This is a genomic window from Campylobacter pinnipediorum subsp. pinnipediorum, assembly GCF_002021925.1.
Taxonomy (GTDB): domain Bacteria; phylum Campylobacterota; class Campylobacteria; order Campylobacterales; family Campylobacteraceae; genus Campylobacter_A; species Campylobacter_A pinnipediorum.
Genome location: NZ_CP012546.1, coordinates 1,267,263 through 1,292,008 on the forward strand (window position 1 = coordinate 1,267,263; position 24,746 = coordinate 1,292,008).

26 protein-coding genes, 1 tRNA gene and 1 pseudogene are annotated in these 24,746 nt (G+C 31.3%); all 28 read right to left on the reverse strand.

Translation table 11 applies throughout. The annotated features are described in order from the left end of the window. Positions 1–57 precede the first annotated feature (57 nt). The 28 genes and pseudogenes from tolB to CPIN17260_RS06730 all read right to left on the reverse strand — a co-directional run bounded on the left by tolB (position 58) and on the right by CPIN17260_RS06730 (position 24,746). Positions 58–1,320 carry a Tol-Pal system protein TolB gene (gene tolB, locus CPIN17260_RS06600; RefSeq protein WP_069636285.1) on the reverse strand — a complete coding sequence of 421 codons (1,263 nt, stop codon included), beginning with the start codon at positions 1,318–1,320 and terminating at the stop codon, positions 58–60. 101 nt (positions 1,321–1,421) lie between these two features. Then, positions 1,422–2,078, reverse strand: coding sequence for a TonB C-terminal domain-containing protein (locus CPIN17260_RS06605; protein WP_226996925.1), 657 nt, complete (start codon positions 2,076–2,078; stop codon positions 1,422–1,424). 149 nt (positions 2,079–2,227) lie between these two features. Continuing rightward, positions 2,228–2,632 carry a biopolymer transporter ExbD gene (locus CPIN17260_RS06610; RefSeq protein ID WP_078387915.1) on the reverse strand — a complete coding sequence of 135 codons (405 nt, stop codon included), beginning with the start codon at positions 2,630–2,632 and terminating at the stop codon, positions 2,228–2,230. Then, positions 2,619–3,197, reverse strand: coding sequence for a MotA/TolQ/ExbB proton channel family protein (locus CPIN17260_RS06615; RefSeq protein ID WP_069632502.1), 579 nt, complete (start codon positions 3,195–3,197; stop codon positions 2,619–2,621). Before CPIN17260_RS06615 ends, CPIN17260_RS06610 begins: the two co-directional genes overlap by 14 nt. Further along, positions 3,197–3,586, reverse strand: a complete 390-nt coding sequence (gene atpC / locus CPIN17260_RS06620; RefSeq protein WP_069632501.1) for an ATP synthase F1 subunit epsilon — start codon at positions 3,584–3,586, stop codon at positions 3,197–3,199. Before atpC ends, CPIN17260_RS06615 begins: the two co-directional genes overlap by 1 nt. A gap of 20 nt (positions 3,587–3,606) precedes the next feature. Further along, positions 3,607–5,004 (reverse strand): F0F1 ATP synthase subunit beta, encoded by a 1,398-nt coding sequence (gene atpD, locus CPIN17260_RS06625; RefSeq protein ID WP_078423607.1) that lies wholly within the window; start codon positions 5,002–5,004, stop codon positions 3,607–3,609. A gap of 14 nt (positions 5,005–5,018) precedes the next feature. Then, positions 5,019–5,906: an ATP synthase F1 subunit gamma gene (gene atpG, locus CPIN17260_RS06630; RefSeq protein WP_078440782.1), complete on the reverse strand. Its 888-nt coding sequence runs from the start codon at positions 5,904–5,906 to the stop codon at positions 5,019–5,021. Positions 5,907–5,915: 9 nt separating this feature from the next. Continuing rightward, entirely contained in the window at positions 5,916–7,433 is a 1,518-nt protein-coding gene (atpA, locus tag CPIN17260_RS06635; RefSeq protein ID WP_069633429.1) for a F0F1 ATP synthase subunit alpha, read from the reverse strand. 14 nt (positions 7,434–7,447) lie between these two features. Beyond that, on the reverse strand, positions 7,448–7,978 hold the full coding sequence (locus tag CPIN17260_RS06640) for a F0F1 ATP synthase subunit delta (protein WP_069633430.1): 531 nt from the start codon (positions 7,976–7,978) through the stop codon (positions 7,448–7,450). Continuing rightward, the gene (locus CPIN17260_RS06645; RefSeq protein WP_069633435.1) at positions 7,978–8,487 is read right to left on the reverse strand and encodes a F0F1 ATP synthase subunit B; all 510 of its coding nucleotides are present in this window, start codon (positions 8,485–8,487) and stop codon (positions 7,978–7,980) included. Before CPIN17260_RS06645 ends, CPIN17260_RS06640 begins: the two co-directional genes overlap by 1 nt. Before the next feature lie 6 nt (positions 8,488–8,493). Next, entirely contained in the window at positions 8,494–8,916 is a 423-nt protein-coding gene (locus CPIN17260_RS06650; protein WP_069633431.1) for a FoF1 ATP synthase subunit B', read from the reverse strand. An 85-nt stretch (positions 8,917–9,001) separates the two neighbouring features. Continuing rightward, positions 9,002–9,859 carry a ParB/RepB/Spo0J family partition protein gene (locus CPIN17260_RS06655; protein WP_078440783.1) on the reverse strand — a complete coding sequence of 286 codons (858 nt, stop codon included), beginning with the start codon at positions 9,857–9,859 and terminating at the stop codon, positions 9,002–9,004. Between the two features lie 2 nt (positions 9,860–9,861). Continuing rightward, the gene (locus CPIN17260_RS06660) at positions 9,862–10,647 is read right to left on the reverse strand and encodes a ParA family protein (RefSeq protein WP_069633433.1); all 786 of its coding nucleotides are present in this window, start codon (positions 10,645–10,647) and stop codon (positions 9,862–9,864) included. Beyond that, the gene (locus CPIN17260_RS06665) at positions 10,644–11,279 is read right to left on the reverse strand and encodes a biotin--[acetyl-CoA-carboxylase] ligase (protein WP_069638134.1); all 636 of its coding nucleotides are present in this window, start codon (positions 11,277–11,279) and stop codon (positions 10,644–10,646) included. Before CPIN17260_RS06665 ends, CPIN17260_RS06660 begins: the two co-directional genes overlap by 4 nt. Then, entirely contained in the window at positions 11,260–12,165 is a 906-nt protein-coding gene (gene fmt, locus CPIN17260_RS06670) for a methionyl-tRNA formyltransferase (RefSeq protein ID WP_069638097.1), read from the reverse strand. The genes CPIN17260_RS06665 and fmt overlap by 20 nt, the downstream gene beginning before the upstream one ends. 341 nt (positions 12,166–12,506) lie before the next feature. Continuing rightward, positions 12,507–12,591: transfer RNA gene (locus CPIN17260_RS06675), tRNA-Leu, on the reverse strand. 42 nt (positions 12,592–12,633) lie between these two features. Beyond that, a complete protein-coding gene (locus tag CPIN17260_RS06680) occupies positions 12,634–12,954 on the reverse strand; it encodes a F0F1 ATP synthase subunit C (RefSeq protein WP_069632383.1) in 321 nt (106 codons plus the stop codon). 145 nt (positions 12,955–13,099) lie between these two features. Then, a complete protein-coding gene (locus CPIN17260_RS06685) occupies positions 13,100–14,674 on the reverse strand; it encodes an MFS transporter (protein WP_078397697.1) in 1,575 nt (524 codons plus the stop codon). Between the two features lie 53 nt (positions 14,675–14,727). Next, positions 14,728–16,623: an amidohydrolase gene (locus CPIN17260_RS06690; protein ID WP_069632381.1), complete on the reverse strand. Its 1,896-nt coding sequence runs from the start codon at positions 16,621–16,623 to the stop codon at positions 14,728–14,730. Next, a complete protein-coding gene (locus CPIN17260_RS06695; RefSeq protein ID WP_069632380.1) occupies positions 16,604–16,873 on the reverse strand; it encodes a XapX domain-containing protein in 270 nt (89 codons plus the stop codon). Before CPIN17260_RS06695 ends, CPIN17260_RS06690 begins: the two co-directional genes overlap by 20 nt. 97 nt (positions 16,874–16,970) lie before the next feature. Further along, a complete protein-coding gene (locus CPIN17260_RS06700) occupies positions 16,971–17,660 on the reverse strand; it encodes a hydrolase (RefSeq protein ID WP_069632379.1) in 690 nt (229 codons plus the stop codon). Between the two features lie 890 nt (positions 17,661–18,550). Next, positions 18,551–18,634, reverse strand: a pseudogene (locus CPIN17260_RS09710) (hypothetical protein); the annotation flags it as partial. A 43-nt stretch (positions 18,635–18,677) separates the two neighbouring features. Further along, positions 18,678–18,950 (reverse strand): hypothetical protein, encoded by a 273-nt coding sequence (locus tag CPIN17260_RS06705; RefSeq protein WP_078440784.1) that lies wholly within the window; start codon positions 18,948–18,950, stop codon positions 18,678–18,680. Positions 18,951–19,775: 825 nt separating this feature from the next. Further along, positions 19,776–20,504: a CDP-diacylglycerol--serine O-phosphatidyltransferase gene (gene pssA, locus CPIN17260_RS06710; protein ID WP_078387919.1), complete on the reverse strand. Its 729-nt coding sequence runs from the start codon at positions 20,502–20,504 to the stop codon at positions 19,776–19,778. A gap of 66 nt (positions 20,505–20,570) precedes the next feature. Next, positions 20,571–22,478: an ATP-dependent zinc metalloprotease FtsH gene (gene ftsH / locus CPIN17260_RS06715; protein ID WP_078440785.1), complete on the reverse strand. Its 1,908-nt coding sequence runs from the start codon at positions 22,476–22,478 to the stop codon at positions 20,571–20,573. Positions 22,479–22,495: 17 nt separating this feature from the next. Next, positions 22,496–23,323, reverse strand: a complete 828-nt coding sequence (locus tag CPIN17260_RS06720) for a 50S ribosomal protein L11 methyltransferase (protein WP_069632375.1) — start codon at positions 23,321–23,323, stop codon at positions 22,496–22,498. After that, a complete protein-coding gene (locus CPIN17260_RS06725; protein ID WP_069632374.1) occupies positions 23,323–23,688 on the reverse strand; it encodes a chemotaxis response regulator CheY in 366 nt (121 codons plus the stop codon). Before CPIN17260_RS06725 ends, CPIN17260_RS06720 begins: the two co-directional genes overlap by 1 nt. 167 nt (positions 23,689–23,855) lie before the next feature. Beyond that, the gene (locus CPIN17260_RS06730; protein WP_069632373.1) at positions 23,856–24,746 is read right to left on the reverse strand and encodes a PDC sensor domain-containing protein; all 891 of its coding nucleotides are present in this window, start codon (positions 24,744–24,746) and stop codon (positions 23,856–23,858) included.

Consider the following 24,746-nt stretch of genomic DNA (forward strand, 5'->3'; position numbering starts at 1 on the left):
AAATTTATACCTTTCTATGTTTAAAATTTCTAATATTATATCACAATTTAAAATATATTACCAATCTATTGATTGAATTTTCCCTATTTTGAGTGGAAATTGAAAACTTTTATTTTCATTGATCCTAATAACACCTAGCGAACTTTGGCTTCCAATTTGTTTTATAAATACTATACTTTCACCATCACTTGAAAATCTAGGATAATTATTTTTTCCATTTGCTGTTAGTTGTCTTATAAAGTCTGTTTTTGTTGATATCATATAGATATTAAATGAATTACTTGGATCACTACTATTTTCTCTACTAGAATAAACTATATAATTTCCATAAGTAGTTACTGAATTGTTATTTTTTCCATGAAAGACCATTTGCTCAACACTTTTTGTATATACATCTGTAGCAAAAATATTTGGATAACCAAGTCTATCAGATACAAAAACAATCCTGCTGTCGTTATCAACAAAGTTGCCATTTACATCTATACCGATATAATTTGTTATTTGATTTAAGCTTTTGGTTTTTAAATCATATACATAAATATCTGGCTGATCTTGTGGAGCCATTGTTAGTAAAATTTTTTGACCATCCTTGCTAACATCTGAAGCGATTAGCATACCATTACTATCAATTATTTTTGTTTTATTTCCATTAGTTAGATTGTATCTAAAAAGCGTAGGTTTATTATTTACATATCCAGTGTAGTAAAATATGCTTTGTTCTTTATTGCCCCATTTTGGAAAAATATTTAATTTACCACTTATTATTGTTTTTTGATATGTCAATGTATAGTCAGCCACAACTATATCGCTCTCTTTTGCTGATGTATATTTTGAAAAAATTATAAATTTTTCCATCCATTCAACAGATGGTAAATTTAGCTCTTTTGTTAAATCAACTATACTTTTGTGAGCTAAAAATGGATATTTTTCACCATTTAAAAGATAATTTTTTTGATACTTAGTTAAACCTGTTTTTGCGTCTATAAGTTTTGTTTGGAGTGTTATATCAGAATCGATAGAACCTTGTAGGGCATATCTAAATATAAATTGAGTTCCATCGTTTAATACATTTGTTAATTCATCACCTTCAAAGTTGGCAATATTTTCACTTTTAATAATTTCAAAATCAGCACTAACTTTTAAATCCCCAAGCATAATTTTAAAAAATTTCTCTTTTAAATTAAGATCTTGCATATTCTCACTAGCATCTTGAAGTGCTATTTTTGGCAATGCAATGCCTTGATTTATAACAGATATTGTCGCATCAGAAGCAAACATAAATGTTAACATAATATGTAAAGCTAAAATAATTTTCTTCATATATACTCCATTTTATTTTTTTATATCCTATAAAAAATATCCTTTTGTAAGGATAAAATATAATAATATTTTAGTCTTTTATTTTAAATAATAAATTTCTTTTACAGCTTATCTTCTAAAAATAAATTTAAAGATATACTTCTATTGTTGTTTGAATGCGGAAATTTTTCTGTGGTTAATTTGTTTAAGAATTCTCTTACTTTTTTATTGAAATTATCATCAAAAGATAGCTTTATTATTTCATAATTAAAATTTCCATAAGCATCTATTAGAATTTTTATAAGAGCCTTATTATCAGAATCAGCCTTATAGCTTCTCCAAGCTCTTTCAATTTGATTTTGTATAGCACCTAGTAATGGATCATATGTTCCAGTACTTTGACTTTCAGGTGTTTTTGCTACTTCATCTATTTTTAAACTTTCTATGATATTTGTCGCTTTGTTTGTTTTTGTTGTTGAGTTTTTTTTCTCATCTTTTTTTCTGCTTTGTATTTTTGTACTTTTTTTCTCTTTTTGCTGTAATTCTTTTGTATCTATATCTTTAAATAAGTCTTTTAAGCTAGGTTTTTTTTCACTAACTACAACTTGCTCTTCTTCTTTTTGTGCTGCCTGTGTTGTTTGTTTATTTGTGGTGTTTGTTTTTTCTTTTTCTTCTTGCTTCTTTTCAGGTTGATCTTCTTTTGTTATTTCTTTTTCTTCTTTCTTTTCTGGTGCTTTTATCTCAGTTGATAACTCTTGTTCTGCTATCATAACATCCATAAAAGAATCTTTTTTGTCTGTGTATTTTTTAATTGGAACTGTAAAAGTTGAAATATTTATTAAAATAATAGCAACAATACTTGCATACAAGCAAAGTGAAACCAGAAAAGAGCTTATTGTGGGAAAATTAAAGTTTAACATCAATTTGTTTAATTTGTTTGTAACGCTACTTTGATAAATCCGGAATTTTTAAGCGTTTTTAATGCAAACATTACATCGTCATATTTTAGATTTTTATCGGCTTTTATGTAAACTGGTGAATTCTTATCATACTTTTGAGTGATTAATAATATATTATCTGGAAATTCTTTTAGGGACATTTTGTGTTGTTCTATTTTAATTTCACGTTTTTCATTTATAAAAACAGTCAAATCTTTTTGCAGAGTATTTGATGACTTTGTCTTAGAACCAGTTGGTAGGTTGATATCTTCTTGATAAACTATAGTTGGCATAGTAACCATCAATATAGCTAGTAGTACAAGCATAATATCAACAAGTGGTGTTATATTTAATTCTGGCACGTCATCATCAAATTTAAAATCAGCCAATTTCATCCTTTATACCAAATATTACATCGGCTTGACGTTGTAAAACACCTATAAGCTCATAAGCTTTTCTTTTTATCAAAAGATTGAAAGTATACGCTGGTATAGCGACAAATATTCCAGCCCCTGTAGCAATAAGTGCTTCTGATATAGCTGGAGCGATAACATTTAAAGATGTATTGGCACTACTTCCTAAATTAGAAAATGTTTCCAAAATAGATACCACCGTTCCAAAAAGACCTATAAATGGAGATGTAGATGCAATAATTCCAAGCCATACTAGACCGCTAGTTGATCTTCTTTCGGCTAAATTTAAAGCTATGTGTAGCTTTTCTTTTGTTATGCCATTTGAAATAAATTTCTTAAAAAAAGAATCTCTTGGTAAATTTTTAGCACCCATTAACAAAGACTCAAGAGCATTTTGTTCTTTTCTTTGCAATGCTCCAAGTCCTGTCATTCTAGAAAATAATATTGTAAAACTCATTATAAAATATAAAGACAACCAAGATAATACAAATATGGTTATAAAGCTACTCTTAGAAAAATAGTTTAAAACAATATCCATAGATTCCATTATTTATTTCTCGCAATATTTTCCATTTTTGATATAGTAGTAGCAAATGCATTTTTGTCGCTACTTATACTATTGAATAACTCCTTAGCTTTATTCAAAGAATCAGACAGATCGCTTTCGCTATTTCCTGACACATAAACGGCACCATCTGCAAGTATAGTTACTTTTTCTTCATCTATCTTGGCATAACCCCAGTTTATGGCAACTATATCGTGTTTGTTATCCAAATCTTGTATATCTATTATGCCTGCTTGAAGAAGTGAAACCAAGGAAGCATGACTTGGTAAAACACCAAATTCGCCATCGCTTCCAGGCAGTACAACACTACTTACATCGCCAGAAAAAACTTGCCCTTGAGGTGTAACTATTTCTAAATGTAATTTATTCATTTATGCTTCCTTTTTTAGGCTTAAGACTTAAGTTTTTCAGCTTTAGCAATAGCCTCTTCTATACTTCCAACCATATAAAATGCCGCTTCTGGAAGCTCATCGTATTTGCCTTCTAATATACCTTTAAATCCAGCTATACTTTCTTCAAGACTAACATACTTTCCAGGACTACCTGTGAAAACTTCAGCAACAAAGAATGGCTGAGATAAAAATCTCTCTATCTTTCTTGCTCTATCAACTGTTAATTTATCTTCTTCGCTAAGTTCATCCATACCTAATATAGCTATGATATCTTGCAAATCTTTATATTTTTGAAGCACAGCTTGAACACCACGAGCAACTTTATAGTGCTCTTCTCCAAGAATTTGTGGGTCTAGCATACGAGATGTTGAGTCGAGTGGATCAACTGCTGGATAGATACCTTTTTCAGCTATAGCACGGTTTAGAACTGTTGTAGCATCAAGGTGAGCAAAAACAGTTGCCGGTGCTGGGTCTGTCAAGTCATCAGCTGGAACATAAACAGCTTGAACTGATGTAATTGAACCTTTTTTTGTAGATGTAATTCTTTCTTGGAATTTACCCATTTCGCTCGCTAGTGTAGGTTGATAACCAACCGCTGATGGGATACGACCAAGTAAGGCTGACATCTCTGCACCTGATTGAGAAAAACGGAATATATTATCTATAAACATCAATACATCAAGACCCATTTCATCTCTAAAATACTCAGCCATTGTCAAACCAGTAAGTGCTATACGGTTTCTTGCTCCTGGTGGTTCGTTCATCTGTCCATAGCACAGTGCAACTTTATCCAATACGTTTGACTCTTTCATTTCATGATAAAGGTCATTACCTTCTCTTGTTCTTTCACCAACGCCAGCAAATACAGAATAACCACTATGTTTAAACGCAACATTGTGAATAAGTTCCATAATAATAACTGTTTTTCCAACTCCAGCACCACCAAATAAGCCAACTTTTCCTCCCTTTGCATAAGGAGCTAGTAAGTCAACAACTTTTATACCTGTTTCAAAAATTTCACTTTTTGTGCTTTGTTCTTCAAATGGAGGCGGATCTCTATGGATAGACCAATGATTTTCAAATTTAATATCTTCACCTTCGTCAATCAAATCACCAACAACGTTAAAAATTCTACCCAAAACCTTTTCACCAACTGGTATGCTAATAGGTGTTCCTAATGCAGTAGCCTCAAGGCCTCTTGTAAGCCCTTCACTCATATCCATCGCAATAGTTCTAACTCTATTATCTCCTAAGTGTGCAGCTACTTCTAAAACCAGTCTATTTTTTTTGCCTTCAACATCAAAGAAAACTTCAATAGCTTCATTAATCTTTGGCAAATAGTCATTAAAATCAACGTCTACTACGGGACCCATTACTTGACTAATAATACCCTTCATTTATACTCCTTATCTTATTTCATTGACTCAACACCACTTATTATCTCAATAAGTTCGGTGGTTATGGATTCTTGTCTAGCTTTGTTGTAAGCTAGGTTTAACTGCTTAACTCTTTCTTTAGCGTTATTTGTTGCATTGTCCATAGCTTGCATTCTTGCACTATGTTCAGCGACTAATGAGTCAACCAGCGAAAAATACATATTGTATTCAAAATATTTTTTAAGCAATTCATCTAAAATTTTTGAACTGTCATCTTCAGGTTCAAATTCCATCAATGAATCTGTCTTTACATCCGGTGTTTTTGGTGGTTCTATTGGTGCAATATCTGTAATTTTTATCTCTTGTGAAATCATATTTTTATAGCCATTGTGAACCAATATTACTTTATCTGTTTCTCCATTTACAAAATCATTTATAGCATCTTGTATTATTTCTTGAGATTTTTCGTATGTTGGAGATGAGCTTACACCTACATGCTTCTTAAGCAACTCAACACCTTGGAAATTGAAAAACTCAATACCTTTTTTACCAACAGCACGCAAACGAACTTTTGCATTTTGTGATTTATATTCTTCTACTAATTTTTTTACATTTTTAATAGTCTGAACATTAAAACCGCCACACAATCCCTTATCTGCAGTAACAAAAATAATATCTACTTTTTCAACCTTCTTAGAAATATTGAAAAAATTACTTTCATTTGCAACTGATGTATATTGGTTTATCTTATATGCTATTTCTGATAAAACCTCATTTATCTTAAGAGCATAAACCCTAGACTTTCTCGCTGCCTCTTCTGCTTTTCTAAGTTTTGCAGTAGAGACAAGCTTCATAGCACGAGTAGTCTTTTGAGTATTTTGAACACTCTTAATCTTTCTTTTTATATCTTTTAAATTTGACATTTTTTAGCCTTAATTAGAAGAAAAAGTCGCTTTAAACTCTTTAATTACTTTATGTAAAATCTCTTCTAGCTCTTTATCTATTGCTTTTTTTGTTCTTATCTGCTCGAAAACTTCTGGTGATTTTGCTTCAACATAAGGATATAATTCAGCTTCAAATTTTGTAACACTTGAAGTTTCTATATCATCAAGGTATCCTTTAGAACCAGCAAATATTATCAATACTTGATTTTCAACAGGAAGTGGAGAATAAGGAGGTTGTTTTAAAACTTCAACCATTTTTTGTCCACGCTCTAGTTGCTTTCTTGAGCTTTCATCAAGATCACTTGCAAATTGAGCAAATGCTTGAAGCTCACGGTATTGAGCAAGGTCTAGTCTTAAATTTCCAGAAACTTGTTTAGTAGCCTTTATCTGTGCTGAACCACCGACCCTTGAAACAGAAAGACCAACGTTAATCGCAGGACGAATTCCTGAGTTAAACAAGTCTGATTCTAGGAATATCTGACCATCTGTTATTGATATAACGTTTGTTGGTATATAGGCAGAAACGTCACCAGCTTGTGTTTCTATGATAGGTAAAGCTGTTAAAGAACCAGCACCAAGCTCATCATTTAGCTTACTAGCTCTTTCAAGCAATCTTGAGTGTAGGTAAAATACATCTCCCGGATAAGCTTCACGACCTGGAGGACGACGTAAAATAAGAGACATTTCACGATATGCTACAGCATGTTTTGATAAATCATCATATATAATCAATGCATGACGAGAGTTATCTCTAAAATATTCACCCATCGTTACACCAGCATATGGAGCAAGATATTGTAATGCAGCAGCATCGCTTGCACCAGCACTTACAACAATGGTATAGTCCATAGCACCATATTCTTCAAGTTTTTTTACAACTTGTGCAACTGTTGATTGTTTTTGACCTATAGCAACATATATACATACTACATTTTGACCTCTTTGGTTTATTATAGTATCTATCGCAACAGTTGTTTTTCCGGTTTGTCTATCGCCAATTATTAATTCACGTTGTCCGCGACCTATCGGAACAAGAGCGTCAATAGCTTTTATACCTGTTTGTAGAGGCTCGTGAACTGATTTTCTGGCCATAATTCCTTTAGCTTTTTCTTCAACAAATCTAGTTTCTGTAGCTTCTATAGGTCCTTTTGCATCTATAGGCTCACCAAGCGCATTTACAACACGACCTATTAGAGCATCGCCAACTGGAACACGAAGTAGTTTTTTTAATCTTTTTACAGAAGTTCCTTCTGAAATGGCATTTGTTTTACCAAGTATAACTATACCAACACTGCTTTCTTCAAGGTTAAGTGCCATTCCTTTTTCACCACTTTCAAACTCAACCATCTCGCCAGCCATAATGTTTTTAAGTCCATAAACATTTGCAACACCATCAGCAACAGATATAACCTTACCTGTCTCTTCAACATCGATATTTAATTCAAAATTTTCAATTCTTTCTTTGATGATAGTGCTAATTTCATCAGCTTTATTTTTAACACTCACGCGTATGCTCCTTCTTAAATTGCTTTTAATATATATTCGTTAATTTGTGCCTTCAGTCTATCTACCGAAAAGCTAACCTCTATGCCTAATTCATCTAATTCTACTTTTATTCCATTGTATTTCTTTTTTACAAAATCAAGCTTAATGTTTGCATTAAACTTCTTTGAAAATTTCTCTTCTATATCCTCTTTTTGCTTATTGTCTAACTCAACTTCGCCATATATTTTACCAATGTAAACATTTTGCATAATAGCTTTTTTTGTTTTTAGCTCAGCTAATATAGCTGGAATTAGTTCAAGTCTTTTATTTTTAGCTAATAATTTTATTAAATTATTAAATTTATCATTACCACTTGTAGCCAATGATATTAAAAAATCAACTTTTAAATCATTTTTTAAAGCTGGCATAGTTATGATATTTTGAAATTTTTCATTTTCAAAAGCACTAGATATATTTTCCAAATTCTCAATAAAAATATCCAAATCAGTTGAAGAAGAGCCATTCAAAATAGCTTTTACATATTTTTTTGCAACTATTTCATTCATTATGCAACCTTTTTAAGTATTATATTTACAAGCTCTTTTTGATCCAATTTTAAATCTTTATTGTCAAATATGTTGTTTAATATTTCATTTACTAGATTTTTAACCATCTTTCTTTCTTCAAATTCTTTTTGTTCTTTGAAACTTTTTTCTAGGTTTAAAATATCTAGTTCGCTCTCTTTTTTAATTTTTTCTTTTATAATAATAGCCTCTTTTTTAGCAGTTTCTATAAGATTTGCAGCATTTATTTTTGAGTCTTCAACCCTTCTTAATGCCTCATCTCTTTTATTATTTGATGCTTTTAGCTTTTCTTGTATACTATCAAGTTTATTTGCTATTGAGTTTATTCTATCTAGATACATTTGTTTTAAAGGTTTTGCTACAAAATATAACAATATACCAAAAAATAATAAAAAATTAAGAGTTCTTTCTACTATATCATAGTTTGTGTTTTCGGAAGATGCTAGCAAAAAAACAGGGGTTATAAAAAATAGTAATTTATATTTTGACATCATAGTTTAAATCCTTGCTATTTTATTATTTAATATTTCTTTTAACTCAGGAATTTTTAACATGAGTTCATTTTTTAATGTATCTTTTTTGCTATTTAGCTCTTCTGTAAACTTTATATACTCTTCTTCAATATGTAATTTTTTTTGTTTTATTTCATCTTGTGCTAATGCTTTTGCAGAATTTAAAGCTTCTTGTTTTATAGCATTTGCTTCATTTCTAGCATTTGAAATTATGCTTTGTATCTCTTGTTCATAAACTCCAAGGTCGTTGTTATTTTTATTAACACTATCCTCTTTGTCTTTTATGAAAGTATTTCTGTCATCTAGAAATTTAAGCATTGGCTTATAAAGCAATGAATTTAAAACAGCAATTAGAATCAGAAAAACAATAGCTGTTAAGATAACAAGACTAGGATTTATTTCTAACATCTATCCTCCTTAATTTTTTATAAATAATTAAAATTCTCACGATTTTACAATAAAATACAAAAAAGTTATATTAAATTTTTGAAAATTATTCTAATTTATCTAAAAATACTTGAATTTGTGAAACATCTTTAAATTCTAAAATAATCTTTTTATTTTGAATTTTTGTTTTTATTTTAAAATTTTCAAGTGATTTTTTCAATCTTATTAACTCGTTTTGATGTTCAAACTCAACACTTTGTTTTTTGTTTGTTGACGTATTTTTTGTCTTGAACTTTTTTACTAATTTTTCAGTATCTCTAACATTTAGTTTTTGACCGATTATTGTATCTACTATAAGCTTTTCATTTTCAGGACTTAAGCCAACTATGATTTTAGCATGACCTTGAGAAAGTTTTTCTTCTATCAACAAATCCTGTGTTGAAGGAAGCAAGGTTAATAATCTCATTGTGTTTGTTATTTGTGTTCTTGATTTATGTAAGATATCCGCTAATGCTTCTTGTGTGATTTTATATTCATTTATTAGTTCTTTGTATGAAAGTGCAAGTTCTATTGAGTTTAAGTTTTCTCTTTGTATGTTTTCAATAAGTGCAAGTTCTCTTAGGTTGTTAGAGCCTATATCAGCTATAATTGCTGAAATTTTTTCTTCTCCAAGAAGTTTTGTTGCTCTAAGTCTTCGTTCCCCCGCTATAAGCATATAGCCATCATCTTTTTGGATAACAACTATTGGTTGAATTAGTCCATGTCTTTTTATGCTTTCGCTAAGTTCGTTAAGTGCTTCTTTGTTGAAATTTTTTCTTGGTTGATATGGGTTATTTGATATAAGCGAGATATTTATCTGTTTTACTATACTTTTATCGGTTTCAAATACTTTATTGTAAGCGGCTTCAACATCGCTAAATACAACACCAAAATCTCTTCCGCCAAGTCCTGTTTTTTTTGCCATTATTACTCCAAGATAGAATATGCTAAGTTTTGATATGCCAAAGAACCAGCTGATTTTATATCATACAATATAACAGGTTTGCCAAAGCTAGGGCTTTCAGCTAGTTTAACATTTCTTGGGATTACAACCAAATCATCATCTGGGTTTAGTCCACACATAAAAAGCTTATGTTTGAAGTGTTGCTTTAAATTTGTTACAACATCTTTTGCTAGATTATTTTGAGAGCTAAACATAGTTGGCAAAAATCCTTTTACGTTAAGCTTTGGATTTGTTTCGCTTTTTACTAGTTTGATTGTATTTAACATCATTGCAAGACCTTCCAATGCATAAAATTCGCACTGAACAGGTATGATAACACTATCGCTTGCACTTAATGCATTTATAGTTAGACTTCCTAGTGCTGGTGGACTGTCTATTATAACAAAATCATAATCGCTTCTTATCTCATCAAGTTTGTTTTTTAATACAAGTTTAAAATCCCTGCTTTTATCATCAAATTCTCTTTCTATTCCTACTAAGCCTATATTTGCAGGTGCTAAAAATAGAGTTGGTATCTGTGTTTTTAGCACTATTTCTGATAATTTTTTTGATCCTGTTAAGACATGATAGATATTAAACTCATAATCACTTCTATTAAAACCCATGCCAGTTGTAGCATTTGCTTGTGGATCTATATCTATAAGCAGAACTTTTTTTTCTGCTACAGCTAAAGAAGCTGCTAAATTTACAGCAGTTGTTGTCTTACCAACTCCACCTTTTTGGTTTGCTATAGTTATTACTTCACTCATCTTAAAGAATACACCTTTTTATTGTTTATAAAAATAGCTCCATCTTCACAAAGCGTAGCTTGCGACAGATCAACACTATATCTATCAATATGTGTTATGAACTTTTTTGATTTTTCGAATTCTATCTTAAATTTGCTAAAAATATGCTTCCATGAAATCATTTTATCTATTTGCTCGCAAAAGCCCCATACTATGCTATCTGCCGTCAAATTTATATCTAAAATATCCGCATTGTCTGGAGATTCGACTAAATTTAATCCTAAGCTAATTATGTAATTGTCGTTTATTTTTGTGCTTAAAATTCCACCTATTTTCCTATCGTTTATATAAAAATCATTAGGCCATTTTACCCATACGTTTGATCCAAATGATTTAAGATATTGTTTTAAAATCATAGAAAAATATATAGATATTGAGGCATCATTTAAATCATTTGGTATACTGTTTTTATCAACACAAACAGACAAAAAAAGATTGCCTTCATATCCAAGCCAACTATTACCACGACTACCAACACCATTTGTTTGTATCTTGGTTGATATAGCATGGGGCGGTTTTATGGCATTTGATTTTAGCAAATTTACTAAATGCAGATGTGTTGATTCACATTCATCAAGAAATTCTACTACCAACTTTAAGCCTCTTTCCATTTATAAAATCTATAGCCTTAACCGCCTTTTTACCAGGTTCTTGTATGCTAAAAATTTCTACCGAAAAATCATGTGTAGCAACAAAAAAGCTTTTTTCGGTTATATCAATTATTTCTTCGCAATTACCCTTTTTATTACTTGGTTTTAAATCAATAATTTTTAATCCATTTTCTAAAAATATACCAGGCCAAGGATCAAAAGCTCTAAATTTATTATAAATTTCAGCCGTTGTATCTTTAAAACTAACAAGCCCCATTTGTTTTGTGATTTTTTTACAATAACTTGCATTGCTTTCATCTTGTTTGATATGTTTTAAAGTATTGAAATTTTTAAGTGTAGATATGATTAATTTTCCAGCCGTTTGAGCTAATTCATCAAATAACTCTTTACTTGTTTTGTGCTCACAGGTTGTACAATCAAACTCAAGCATATCGCCTGTATCAAGCCCCTCATTCATAAGCATCGTTGTTACTCCGGTTTGTTTTTCGCCGGCTAATAATGCTGATTGGATAGGGCTAGCACCTCTATATTTTGGTAAAATAGATGCATGTAAGTTTATACAGGGGGCTATTTGTAAAATATCTTTTGGTAAAATTTTACCATAAGCAGCAACAACTATAAAATCAGGATTTAATTCTTTTATTTTTTTTATTGTATCCTCATCCCTTAAATTTTTTGGTTGAAAAATATCTATTTTGTATCCATTTTCTTGTAAAAATAGCTTCACACTTGGCGGTGTTAAAATTTGTTTTCTTCCTACTGGTCTATCTGGATTTGTAAAAACAGCTAATACTTCTATGCCTTCAATTAAAATTTGACGCAAAATCTCAGTAGCATAATCAGGCGTTCCCATAAAAATTATCTTCATAAATTCCCACTTTTAATAAATTTCTAAATAAATAAAAAAATGGATATTATCTTAAATATGATTAAAAAGCGTTTTAATCAAGAAAATTCATAAATGCAATAATTTTATATTTGATTAATATATTCTATTTTATTATAACGACACTCAATAAACTAAAAATAAAAAATCAATTCTAAGGTTTAATGACGGGTACTATAAATTTTTAACAAAAATTTATAAAGGACAATAAAGGCGAAAATAATACAGCAAAAGCTATTAGTAAAATTTTAAATAGCAAAGATAATCAAAATTATTATTTAATACTAACAAACAAGCATAGATGTATCTAATAGAAAATTAGATGGTGCGACCTGCGAGACTTGAACTCGCACACCTACTGGCACTACCCCCTCAAGATAGCGTGTCTACCAATTCCACCAAGGTCGCAAAGAAATATGCCCTATAAAACATAGAGCATAAAATTATTTATTATCCAAGCATAGGGTTGCCGTATAGAACAATAAGAGTTATAACCAATGCATAAATGACCTGAGCTTCAACCATAGCAAGAGCAATAAACATGGTTGTCATAAGCTTACTAGCAACACCAGGATTTCTAGCTGTTCCACTAATAGTAGCAGCAGCGGTATTTCCCATACCTATAGCACCGCCAAGAGCAGCAAGACCAAGACCTATACCAGCAGCTAAAACAGAAGCTGATCTAATCATTGAGTTGTTCATTTCACCATCTGCGCCTGCAGCAAATGCAAAAGCAGTGAGAGATAAAAGTAATAAAACGATTTTTTTCATCGTCATTCTCCTTAAAATTTTAAAGCTTATTTCGGATCTATCCCCTACTTTATAAAGCCTTATGAGCTGAAATAATACATAAAAAAAGCTTTGTTTTACTTAAAATACACTATATATTTTCTAATTTTATGTTAAATATATTTTATTAGTTCATGCCTACAAAATGTTTTATGTTAGGTTTTTCTCCTTGATGATATGCATTAATTTCCGCTTGAAGCATAGCATCAACCTTAGAAACCCTATTGTGCTGCCTTAAATGCTCTGCCCAATTTTCAACAAAAAACCATTCAAGCAAAATTTCCTCATCGTGAGTGCTTTGAACTATCCCCCAAGCATACGCACCATCTTTTTTTCTATGTTCTGCTAGTTTTTTTATTTTATGTAAAAACTCTTCTTGGTCTGATTTTTTTACTAAATACTCAACTTGAACTAAAACAGGCGAACGATGTAAATCTATCTTAGAATGAGTATATGGATCTTCCCAGTGCTGTGCTGGACTTAAATCATCTTCTCCAAGTGGTAGTTTTTTTCTACTAGCTAAAATATTTGCTACAACTAGCAAAATAGCAGCCCCAACCAAAGTAAGGCTTATACCAATATACTGAGCAACAACACCCCATATCAAACTACCAGCAGTCATTGCGCCATTAAAGGTAGTAAGATATATGGCAAGTGAGCGACCACGAACCCAGTTTGGCAATATGGTTTGAGTTACACTATTAAGAGTTGTTAAAGCTATAATCCAAGCTGAACCTAAGAAAAATACAGCAATTACAGCTATAAATTTAGGTGGTGCAAAAGACAAACCAAGCATAACAATGCCGCTTAAAACAGCTGATAATACTATTAACTTGTCAGAATCAAACCTTTTTCTTAGTCTTGGAAGAACAATGGCGCCTATAATAGCACCAAGACCTATTGAAGCCAAAAGTATTCCGTAAAATCCGGCAGTGCCTGATAAAAGCTTACGAGCAACTAAAGGAAGCAAAGCCCACATAGCACTAACAAATATAAAATATATAATAGTTCTAAACAAAACTGCATGCAAAGGTTTGCTCGATTTTGCATATCTAAGACCTGCTCTAAAAGCACCGCCAAAGTTTTCAAAAAGCTCATCTTTAACTTTTACTTGTGGCTTCCACCAAAGTAAAGCAGAGATAACAAAGACATAGCTTATAACATCCATTCCATAAGCAAAATAAGCACCAAACTGAGCTAAAACAACACCGCCCACAGCAGGTCCAACAGCCCTTGCTATATTTATCCCTAATGAATTTAAAGCGACTGCGTTTTTTAACTCTTTGCGTTGCACTAATTCAGGAACTATTGTCTGCCAAGTAGGTCCCATTAAAGCAGCACCTATACCACCAACAAAAGTAAACAAAACCAAAGTAGCAACAGACTGAAGTCCCGTCATAGATAAAAACATCAAGCTAATACTACTTGAAGCTAATAAAAGCTGTATTGCTATTAGAAATTTACGCCTATCTAAAATATCAGACATAACCCCAGCTGGTATAGCAAGTAAAAATACAGGTAATGTTGTAGCCGCTTGTATTAAAGAAACAGCCGCAGGTGAAGCAGACAGGTCTGTTATAAGCCAACTACTTGCAACATCTCTTATAAAACTTCCTATGTTTCCAACAACAGTAGCAACCCAAAGAACTAAAAATAATTTTTGCTTTAACGGAGCAAAACTACTATCTTCTGATATTAACATTCACACTCCTAAAATAATGTTGGATTGAAACAAAGTCCAATCCAGTTTTAAATTTATGCCATCCAACAAGAACAACCAAGCACACCAAAAAATCCTTTTAAATCAGATGTCGGTATGTTTGACTTCCAAGCTTGTGCATGGTCGTGGCCGTGAATACCGCAAGATGTTCCGCAACCACAACTAGACATAGCTTGCTGACGTATAAGAGAAAGTGAGTTTTTACCTGCACCGTCAGGGTCGCCCCAAGCAGCAAATCCTTTAAATTTACGTGTTGGAGACCAATCAGGCATAGCTGGCGGTAGTGGATTTTCATCCAAATCTATAAAATCTCCATCACCAAAAACAACCTTTCCGCCAACTACTGTTAGATGAGAAGTTAAAAATGAAATTTCATCGTCATCTACACTAAAATAATCTTTGCTAGGAACAATAAAATCAGCAAAATGTCCAGCTTCTATCCTACCTCGTTTGCCATCTTCATTTGAGAACCAAGCAACCTTTTCAGTCCACATTCTAAGAGCTGTTTCGCGATCAAGCAAGTTGCTATCAGGATACATTTTTACACCGCCAACTGTTTTACCAGTTACAAGCCAAGATAACGAAACCCAAGGATTGTAAGAAGCAACCCGTGTAGCATCTGTTCCAGCTGATGTTTTTACACCACTTTCAAGCATTTTTTTAACAGGAGGTGTAGCCTCAGCTGCTTTTGCACCGTATCTATCTATAAAATATTCACCTTGATATGCCATTCTGTGTTGGAACGCAACACCTCCACCGAGTTTAGCTATTCTATCTATTGATTTATTAGATATTGTCTCAGCATGGTCAAAAAACCAGTTAATACCTTCTAATGGAATGTCTTCATTAACCTTTTCAAAAACATCTAAAGCACGAGATATAGTCTCATCATAGGTTGCGTGTAAACGCCAAGGCCATTTGTTTTCAGCTAAAATTCTAACAACTTCTTCTAAATCATCCTCCATTTCAGGTCCCATTTCAGGCCTAGGCTGACGAAAATCCTCAAAGTCTGCTGCCGAGAAGACAAGCATTTCACCAGCACCATTGTGGCGGAAATAATCATTTCCTTGCTTGTATTTAACAGATGAAGTCCATCTTAAAAAGTCTTCTTTTTCTTCTTTTGGTTTTTGGGTAAACAAGTTATAAGCTATTCTTACTGTTAGCTGATTTTCATCTGATAATTTTTGAATAACCTCATAATCATCTGGATAGTTTTGAAAACCGCCACCAGCATCTATAACGCCCGTTATACCCAAGCGATTTAATTCACGCATAAAGTGTCTAGTTGAGTTTACTTGATAATCCAAGGGAAGTTTTGGTCCTTTTGCCAAAGAAGTATAAAGTATAGTAGCATTTGGTTTTGCTAAAAATAAGCCCGTAGGATTTCCTTTACTGTCGCGTACTATTTCGCCACCAGGAGGGTTTGGAGTATCTTTTGTATATCCAACAGCCCTTAAAGCGGCACCATTTAATATAGCACGGTCATAAAGGTGCAATATAAAAACAGGTGTTTGAGGTGCAATTTTATTTAATTCTTCTATTGTTGGAAGTCTTTTTTCAACAAATTGGTGTTCTGTAAATCCACCAACAACACGAACCCATTGAGGTGCTGGGGTGATATCAACTTGTGCTTTTAGCATAGCCATAGCATCAGCCAAGCTTCTAACTCCATCCCATCTAAGCTCAAGGTTATAATTAAGTCCACCACGAATAACGTGAGTATGGTTATCAAACAACCCGGGAAGAACCCCGCGTCCTTTTAAATCAACCTTTTTTGTTAAATCACCTGCTAATCTTAAAACATCATCATTAGAACCAACGCTTATAAATTTACCATCTTTAATAGCAACAGCTTGTGCTTTTGGATTTGATTTATCAAGAGTTGTAATGTCACCATTGTAAAAAATAATATCAGGAATCTGTTTTGTCATTTTTATCCCTTTGTGTATCAATAATATATTGATTGTTTGTTTTTTTTGGGATATTAGTTTGTTCGTTAGTTTTTATAATTTCATCTTTGGAAAAAAAATTTTTTACAACCGGAATAATCTGTTCGCCTATAAGCATACCAAGAAGTCCTATAAGGGCTACTAATGGAGGGGCTGGGGAGCGGACATTTAAAATATAATAAATAACGCCTACTAATAATCCGACGCATAAGCTAAAAAAATAAAGTTTCATTATTATTACCCTTTAATATAAATTTGTTTTAAACAAAAAGCGATCTAGACCAAAAAAGAGTAGACCGCTAAATATCTAGTGTTTAAATCAAAATATATTATTTTGCAGGGTTTGGTCCAACGCGTTCGCCGTGTTTTACACGCTCAGGAGCTTTATGTACCATAGTATAAGCATAATCAACACCCATACCATAAGCACCAGAATGCTCTCTTACTATATCCATTACTGCATTATAAGTGTCTTTTCTTGCCCAGTCACGTTGCCATTCAAGAATAACTTGTTGCCAAGTTACAGGAACGATACCTGCTTGAGTCATGCGATCCATAGCATATTTATGAGCTTCTACAGAAGTACCACCAGAAGCATCAGCTACCATGTAAATTTCATAGCCACCTTCTAGCGCTGCAGCTAGTGCAAAGCCTAGATTGCAAACTTCTGTCCATAATCCAGCTACTACTACTTTTTTGCGTCCGTTTTTAGCCAAAGTATCACGAACATTTTGGTCATCCCAAGAGTTCATTGAGCTACGCTCAAGAATTTTGTGATGAGGAAATACTTGTAATAATTCAGGATAAGTGTGACCAGAAAAGCTTTCTGTTTCAACTGTTGTTATTGTTGTTGGGATATTAAATGCTTTAGCACCTTTTGCAAGCGCAACAACATTGTTTTTTAATACTTGACGATCCATAGATTGAACACCAAACGCCATTTGTGGTTGATGATCTATAATTATAAGCTGGCTATTTTCAGGGGTTAAAAGTTCTAAAAGTTTTTTGTTTGAATACATAGTTTCCTCCATAAAAAATTGTTTCAATTAATATTTGCTTTAAAAAAGCTTTAAGTTCAAGCCAAAATAATAAAAAATTATTTTAGCAACTAAGCATAACCTTATAAAAATGTCTAAAAACTATCAAACATTTTTTTGGTTTTATAATAATTTTTTTTGATATTAAAAATATAGTTTTTATCTATAAGGTTTGAACAATATCTTACATAATTCAAAACATAGAATAACCTCTATAAAAATAAATCTAAAACCCGTAAATAAAATTTGATCAAATTATTACTATGCTTTATAATCTGCAAAGAAATCATAAAGCATAAAAGTATTTTAACAAATATGACTTATTTTTAGCTTAAATTTTCATATATTCAAACATGTTTCAAAGCGCGATAAAAACAGCATTAACATAAAAAATAAATTGTTAAAAATTAATTAGTTTTTAGTTTTTCTTACTTAGAATTGATAATATTTATTTATATTTTTAAACGAATAATTTGCATGAATTTTATAAAATTTCCGGCATATAATTACAAACCATAACAGAAAAATTAATTAGCTATTTTTTATGCGAGTGTAACTATATTAATAAACCAATATAAGCTTTAGTACTTTGTGTCTGTATCTAGGCATATTCTATTCTTTTGATCTCATTCGACACCAACCTTTGGCTAAATTTTAAAGTAACAGCTATATTTAATACACTACTAATTCTAATTATAAGGTTCATAGCTTTAAATAATTCCGCCACTCAAAAATGAACCACTCTTGTTTTCTTCATTATACCCAAATATCCACAGAAACGCTTGCCAAAACTACTTTGTAAAATATTACAAGTTTATAAAGCTTGAGAGATTTTAATAATTTCTTAAGAACTTAAAGCTCTAATATCGCCATCAAAAATCTCTTTTTTTCCTATCTGTCAAATCTTTAAATTTATAGAATGCTTCATTTAATGACTCTTCATCTAAATTAAACCCTAAAGATACTAATTTATCTTTAAGTGCGTGTCTTGCGCTATGTTTACCAAGAACAAGATAATTTTTTCAAACCTATACTTTCTACCGATACAATCTCATGAGTTTGTTTATGCTTTAACACAATCTTAATGTGTCTCACTTTCGTGTATTGCCAATATGGCTTTATTCGATTGTGACTCAATACCTGAATATTTGCAACAAATTTAGAAGTAGGATAAATTTCTTTAGCTATTATATCCGCATGAATATCATCAAAAATATCTTTTTTGGTATTAATTGCCACAATTATCTCTTCAAGTCCTGCATTTAAGCCCATTCGCCTATTCCGTTGATAGTAAACTCTATTTGCCTAGCTCTAGCTATAACACAAGATAAATAATTTGGCAGTAGCAAGATGATTATAAACTAAAACAATAGCTCTATTATCTATAAAATTAATCATTTATTTTATCATATCACTAAGCTCATCTGAAAATTACTACCAACAGTATCAAGCAAATTTATGGTTTTAGCTCAGATAATATGACAGCATCTAATATCTCTTTTAAAACCAATATCACTATTCCTGTGTCTTCGCGACTAAACTCTACATCATTATAAAAAGTTTTTTGCATAATTTACAGCTTAAACCGCCCTTTTGATAACTTCATCTGGCTTCATTTTTAGCTTGTACTTTATATGTTTAGGACTTGTTCTCTATAAATGTATAAATTCTTTTATTTTTAGATGACTTAAGTGCATTGTTGGCTAATTTTATATCTTTTTCCAAATCCCTATAAAGAAAACAAACGATTATTATTTAAAGCTTGTTTGGATATTTGTTTTACAAATCAAAGTCGCCGTTATTAGCAACTGCAAAAACTGCTCCTATAACATATATAAACCCAAAGTCTTTCAAGCTAAAGTTATATATGTACTTTTAGCTATATTTATATAAACACCTGTAACTTGCTTGCCATCTCTTGATATTCAAATATTATAAATTTATATTTATTTTATAATTGCCTTATGCATTTTAGTTTATGTTTTATATTTTTGTATACTATTAGGTTAAAAGTGAAGTAATTTTACTACTTAAGTAGCAACAGAGGAAAGTTTTTATTTTTTAAAATAAATATTATGATTTTAGTAATACAAAAAATCATTTACTCTCCTTTTTTAAATTTTTGCTATACATTATGCCAGCTCTTGCCAAACCATATAACACATAAGCGCTTGTTATAATCATAGAACTTTCTAATGGATATAAATACAACATAGAAAAGGTAACAACAAGTCCAATCAATGTTCTTAAAACATGCATCTGTTTTAAATTTATCTTTTTAAAACTAGGATAACGAATGTTGCTTACCATCAACATACCCAAAATAGCTTTAAAAAACATAAAAACCAATTCAAATCCATTTAAAAAATCATACTCTATATAAAATCCTACCCACACCACAGAAACTATAGCCGCAGTAGGTATAGGTAATCCTATAAAAACATTTGGTTCATAAGTTCCGGTTGTTACATTAAAACGAGCCAATCTTATAGCACCAAAAACAACAAAAATAGCACTAATTAAAGCCCCAAATCTACCAAATTGATGCCCAATAGTGAGATAAAAAAGAATACTTGGAGCAACACCAAAAGCAACCAAATCAGCTAAGCTATCAAATTCAACACCAAATTTACTAGTAGTTTTGGTAAGTCTTGCTACACGACCATCTAATCCATCAAAAATCAAAGACAAAAATATATACAATATAGCCTTGGAATATTGTCCATTGATAGATGAAATTATACTAACAACACCAGTAAAAGCACTAGCTGCTGTAAATAAATTTGGTAAGACATACATAAGCTGTATTTTTTTTAATTCATTCATAATTTAAAATCCAATAATTAATAAATTTTATAAAAATCTACGGAGATTTTACCGTAGATTTTTTAATTAAGCCTTGTTATCAGAAAAATCATCTTTTGAATTATCTAAGCGAGTAGGCATGTTATTTACTTCCTCATAATTTGCTATAATTTCTCTAACTTTTTCACCACTAATTGTTTCTTCTTCATATAGTGCTTTTACCATATCTTCTATCGCACCGCTATAAGTTTTGAGTGTTTGTAAAACTTCGGCGTATCTAGTATCAAGCATATTTTTTACAAATTCATCAACTTTTTCAGCCATCTTATCACTATAATCTTTTATGCTTTGACCACCTAAAAAATTATTTCTTTGTTTCTCAAGAACCATAAGTCCGGCAACATCACTCATACCATACATACTAATCATAGCTTTTAATATATCTGTTGCTCTTTCTAGATCATTGCTAGCGCCTGTTGAAATCTCTTTTATAAAAATTTCTTCGGCCGCTCTACCAGCAAGCAATACATCAACTTCAGCTAAAAGCTCATGTTTTTGCATCATAAATTTATTTTCTTCTGGAGTATTTAGCGTATATCCTAGAGCTGCCAAACCACGAGGTATAACAGAAACCTTGCTAACTTTTTTAGCACCTTTAGTAACTTCGGCTATCAAGGCATGTCCACTTTCATGATAAGTTACTATCTTTTTCTCTTTAGGATTTACTCTGCGGGATTTTTTTTCTAATCCAGCTATTGATCTTTCAACAGCCTCTACAAGATCATTTTGTTCTACAACTTTTTTTGAATTTCTACCAGCAAGTAAAGCTGCTTCATTTATTATATTTTGTAAATCAGCTCCAGCCAAACCAGTTGTTAATCTTCCGATCTCTTCTAAGTTTACATCATCTGAAACTTTAACATCTTTCATGTGAACTTTTAGTATATCTATCCTGCCTTTAAAATCAGGTTTGTCTACCAAAACTTGTCTATCAAAACGACCAGGTCTAAGTAAAGCAGCATCTAAAACCTCTGGTCTATTTGTAGCAGCTATGACTATAACAGGAGCCTTATCAGCATCAAAACCATCCATTTCAGACAAAAGCTGATTTAAAGTTTGTTCTCTCTCATCATTTCCACCCATAGGGCTTGAGTTTCTACTCTTTCCTATAGCATCAATCTCATCTATAAAGACAATAGCAGGAGATTCTTTTTTTGCATTTTCAAAAAGATCTCTAACACGACTAGCACCGACACCAACAAACATCTCTATAAAACTGGAAGCAGACATTGAAAAAAATGGAACATTTGCTTCGCCAGCAACAGCTCTTGCAAGCAATGTTTTACCTGTTCCTGGGGGTCCAACCAACAAAATGCCTTTTGGTATTTTTGCACCTAGACGAAGATATTTATCTGGATTTTTAAGATAATCAACAATCTCCTCAACCTCTTCTTTTGCTTCTTCTACACCTGCAACATCATTAAATGTAGTTTTTGGTTTTTCAGAGTTTATAAGCTTTTTGGCGCTTCCTATGCCTAAAATTCCTCCGCCCATATTTTTTTGCATTCTACTAGCCAAAAACATCCAAATTCCAAAAAATATAAAAACAGGAAGAACCCAAGAAAAAAGTAACTCACTAAACCAATTCGTATCACTATATGCTCCAAACTCAACACCATTTTGCTCAAGCATAGGTATCAATGTTGGGTCAGAAACTCTTTTTACTATATAAACATATCTATCATTTGATACTGCTTTAATTGTGCTATCTGATATAGCTACTTGTGTTATTTGTTTACCTTTAACCATATCTTTAAAATCAGAATATGCTATATTTTTCGTTTGAGCATTAGAGCCAATAGAGCCCATCATGCTGTCTCCAGTTAAACTTCTGAAAATCAATATAATCACAATAGAAAAAATAGCAAAAATAAAAATTGGATTCTTATTAAAGAAATTGCCGTTATCGTTATTATTTTGTTTTTTATTATTCATTAATTTCCTCTTAAAAATTATTTTTTAAACACAAAACTAACCCAATCATTAAGCTGTTTTTGTTCAACTAATTCAAACTCTTTAAAAGTATCTTTGATACGAGTTTCATATTTCGCCAATATGCCTGACAAAACTAAGTATGCACCATCTTTTAAAATATTTTTTAAATCTTTTTCAAGCATAAATATAACATCAGCTATAATATTTGCAACAACAATATCATATTTAATATTTAAATTAGATATCGAACCTGTCCATATTTTATTATATTTAACATTATTTAATTTTGCATTTTCTATAGAGCTTTTAACAGCCTGCTCATCAGTATCACAAGCATCAACCACGCAGCCAAGTTTTGACATCAATATACTAAGTATTCCGCTGCCACAACCAACATCTATTGTATGTAAATTTCTTTTTGCATATTTTTGTAAAAATAAAACACAAGAGCTTGTACTTTCATGATGACCCGACCCAAAAGCAAGTGCTGGGTCTATTATTATATTTTGTACTCCATCAAGCTCTTTTTCCCAACTAGGGCGTATATAAAAATTATCCAATAAAATTGGTTTAATAGCTTGTTTATATTCATTTATCCAATCTTTATTTTCTCTAATACTTAAATTAGTTACCAAATCACTATCAATATTTAAAGTTTGGCAAATTCTATCTATATATTCTTTTATACCCCACTCAACTTCACTCAAATCAGATTCATCGCGCAACAAAATTTCATTATTCTCACACTCTTCTACACAAGTAAAGCCAAGTAAAAAAATAAACTCCAATATCTCAGGGTAAAATTTAAGTGTTTTAACACTTAACTCATAAAAATTATCTCTCATTAACCTAAAACGTCTTCAAGTTTTTCTTTTAAAACTTGCGGTGTAAAAGGTTTCACTATGTAGTTATTTACACCAGCTTTTAAGGCTGTAATAACCTCAGCTTTTCCGCCCTCTGTTGTTACCATTATTATTGGCATATCAACATATTTTTCCTCTGCACGAACTTTTTTAACAAGCTCTAACCCATTCATTTCAGGCATATTCCAGTCAGTTATTAAAACATTAATATCGCTATGTTGTCCTAATAAATTCCAAGCCTCGCCACCATGCTCGGCCTCTAAAATATCTTGATGGCCAAGCCTTTGCAAAGTGTTTTTTATGATTCTTCTCATAGTTGAACTATCATCTACTACTAATATTTTCACATAATATCCTTTTTAAAAAAAATGCTTTATTTTATCAAAAAATCTATTTATTAAAGCTTTAATTATTCTAAAAGATAAAAAAGCTCTCTTAATTTTTATAATTATTACTATTTAAAAATAAAAAAATAGCAATTAATTTTTAAAATAATAATTTTATTTTATAAAAATCATCTATCTTGCTTTTTCACACTAATTAAATAAAAGCTAAGAGCCACCATAAGAAGTGCAACACCACCTATTAAATAAATAGCATTTATAATATTTTCCGGTGAAGTAATAGCAAATTTAAACACAAGCATAAGTGCCTCAATGGCAAGTGCTATTATAATAGAGCCGATAAATCTAACCATTGTTTTATATACCACGCTTGTTTCATCATGGTTTTTGCCCATAACTTCTTCTTCAAAAATAGTCTTTACCAAATCAAAAATCGCAAGTGCCAATGTCAATATAATGGTTGATTCAAAAATTTGTTCTATTTGGATATTTGATGTGTGTGATATAAAACTTTTTACTCCATGCCAAAATAAAAACGCACATATCATAAAAAGCGATCCACAAAATAAAGTATAAACACTTTTTAAAAAATTACCAAAATGTCTTTCAATACCGCCGCTATCAACAATGCTTAAAATATTTTCAAGAGATATATCTATACAAGCTATAAATTTTAACTCATTTTTTTCATTATAAACTGGCATACTTGCAGTAACACAAAGCTTACCATCTAGCACCGATGGATATGGGTCACTTAAAAAAAATCTTCTTAACTTTACAGTAGAATAATAATAAGCTTTATTAGCCCTATTTTCACCAGCTCCAACACAGTATTCCTTCTTTGTACTAAGAGCATTTTCTACCTGAACTCCATTTTTATCAAGTATATAAAATGCATCAAAATTCTCTATCTCATGAACAACCTTATCAAAACCATCTTTTATATTTTGCAAGTTTGCGCCTGGCAATCTATTTGGAATATTTCTTTCAAAAATATAACACAAATATGCTCTTGCTTTGTATCTTACATCACTAAATCTTTGTATGTCTTTTATGACCAA

What these genes read in the sequence shown, in the direction of transcription:
- CPIN17260_RS06695 (WP_069632380.1), bottom strand. Translation starts at nt 16,873, where the DNA reads ATGAAACTTTATTTTTTTAGCTTATGCGTCGGATTATTAGTAGGCGTT.
- CPIN17260_RS06680 (WP_069632383.1), bottom strand. Translation starts at nt 12,954, where the DNA reads ATGAAAAAAATCGTTTTATTACTTTTATCTCTCACTGCTTTTGCATTT.
- CPIN17260_RS06645 (WP_069633435.1), bottom strand. Translation starts at nt 8,487, where the DNA reads ATGTCAAAATATAAATTACTATTTTTTATAACCCCTGTTTTTTTGCTA.
- atpC (WP_069632501.1), bottom strand. Translation starts at nt 3,586, where the DNA reads ATGAATAAATTACATTTAGAAATAGTTACACCTCAAGGGCAAGTTTTT.
- CPIN17260_RS06685 (WP_078397697.1), bottom strand. Translation starts at nt 14,674, where the DNA reads ATGTTAATATCAGAAGATAGTAGTTTTGCTCCGTTAAAGCAAAAATTA.
- tolB (WP_069636285.1), bottom strand. Translation starts at nt 1,320, where the DNA reads ATGAAGAAAATTATTTTAGCTTTACATATTATGTTAACATTTATGTTT.
- CPIN17260_RS06655 (WP_078440783.1), bottom strand. Translation starts at nt 9,859, where the DNA reads ATGGCAAAAAAAACAGGACTTGGCGGAAGAGATTTTGGTGTTGTATTT.
- atpD (WP_078423607.1), bottom strand. Translation starts at nt 5,004, where the DNA reads ATGAAGGGTATTATTAGTCAAGTAATGGGTCCCGTAGTAGACGTTGAT.
- ftsH (WP_078440785.1), bottom strand. Translation starts at nt 22,478, where the DNA reads ATGAATAATAAAAAACAAAATAATAACGATAACGGCAATTTCTTTAAT.
- CPIN17260_RS06605 (WP_226996925.1), bottom strand. Translation starts at nt 2,078, where the DNA reads ATGGATGTTATGATAGCAGAACAAGAGTTATCAACTGAGATAAAAGCA.
- fmt (WP_069638097.1), bottom strand. Translation starts at nt 12,165, where the DNA reads ATGAAGATAATTTTTATGGGAACGCCTGATTATGCTACTGAGATTTTG.
- CPIN17260_RS06610 (WP_078387915.1), bottom strand. Translation starts at nt 2,632, where the DNA reads ATGAAATTGGCTGATTTTAAATTTGATGATGACGTGCCAGAATTAAAT.
- atpG (WP_078440782.1), bottom strand. Translation starts at nt 5,906, where the DNA reads ATGTCAAATTTAAAAGATATAAAAAGAAAGATTAAGAGTGTTCAAAAT.
- CPIN17260_RS06705 (WP_078440784.1), bottom strand. Translation starts at nt 18,950, where the DNA reads ATGGGCTTAAATGCAGGACTTGAAGAGATAATTGTGGCAATTAATACC.
- CPIN17260_RS06615 (WP_069632502.1), bottom strand. Translation starts at nt 3,197, where the DNA reads ATGGAATCTATGGATATTGTTTTAAACTATTTTTCTAAGAGTAGCTTT.
- CPIN17260_RS06650 (WP_069633431.1), bottom strand. Translation starts at nt 8,916, where the DNA reads ATGTTAGAAATAAATCCTAGTCTTGTTATCTTAACAGCTATTGTTTTT.
- pssA (WP_078387919.1), bottom strand. Translation starts at nt 20,504, where the DNA reads ATGAATGAATTAAAAAAAATACAGCTTATGTATGTCTTACCAAATTTA.
- CPIN17260_RS06690 (WP_069632381.1), bottom strand. Translation starts at nt 16,623, where the DNA reads ATGACAAAACAGATTCCTGATATTATTTTTTACAATGGTGACATTACA.
- CPIN17260_RS06660 (WP_069633433.1), bottom strand. Translation starts at nt 10,647, where the DNA reads ATGAGTGAAGTAATAACTATAGCAAACCAAAAAGGTGGAGTTGGTAAG.
- CPIN17260_RS06640 (WP_069633430.1), bottom strand. Translation starts at nt 7,978, where the DNA reads ATGAATGAAATAGTTGCAAAAAAATATGTAAAAGCTATTTTGAATGGC.
- CPIN17260_RS06720 (WP_069632375.1), bottom strand. Translation starts at nt 23,323, where the DNA reads ATGAGAGATAATTTTTATGAGTTAAGTGTTAAAACACTTAAATTTTAC.
- CPIN17260_RS06700 (WP_069632379.1), bottom strand. Translation starts at nt 17,660, where the DNA reads ATGTATTCAAACAAAAAACTTTTAGAACTTTTAACCCCTGAAAATAGC.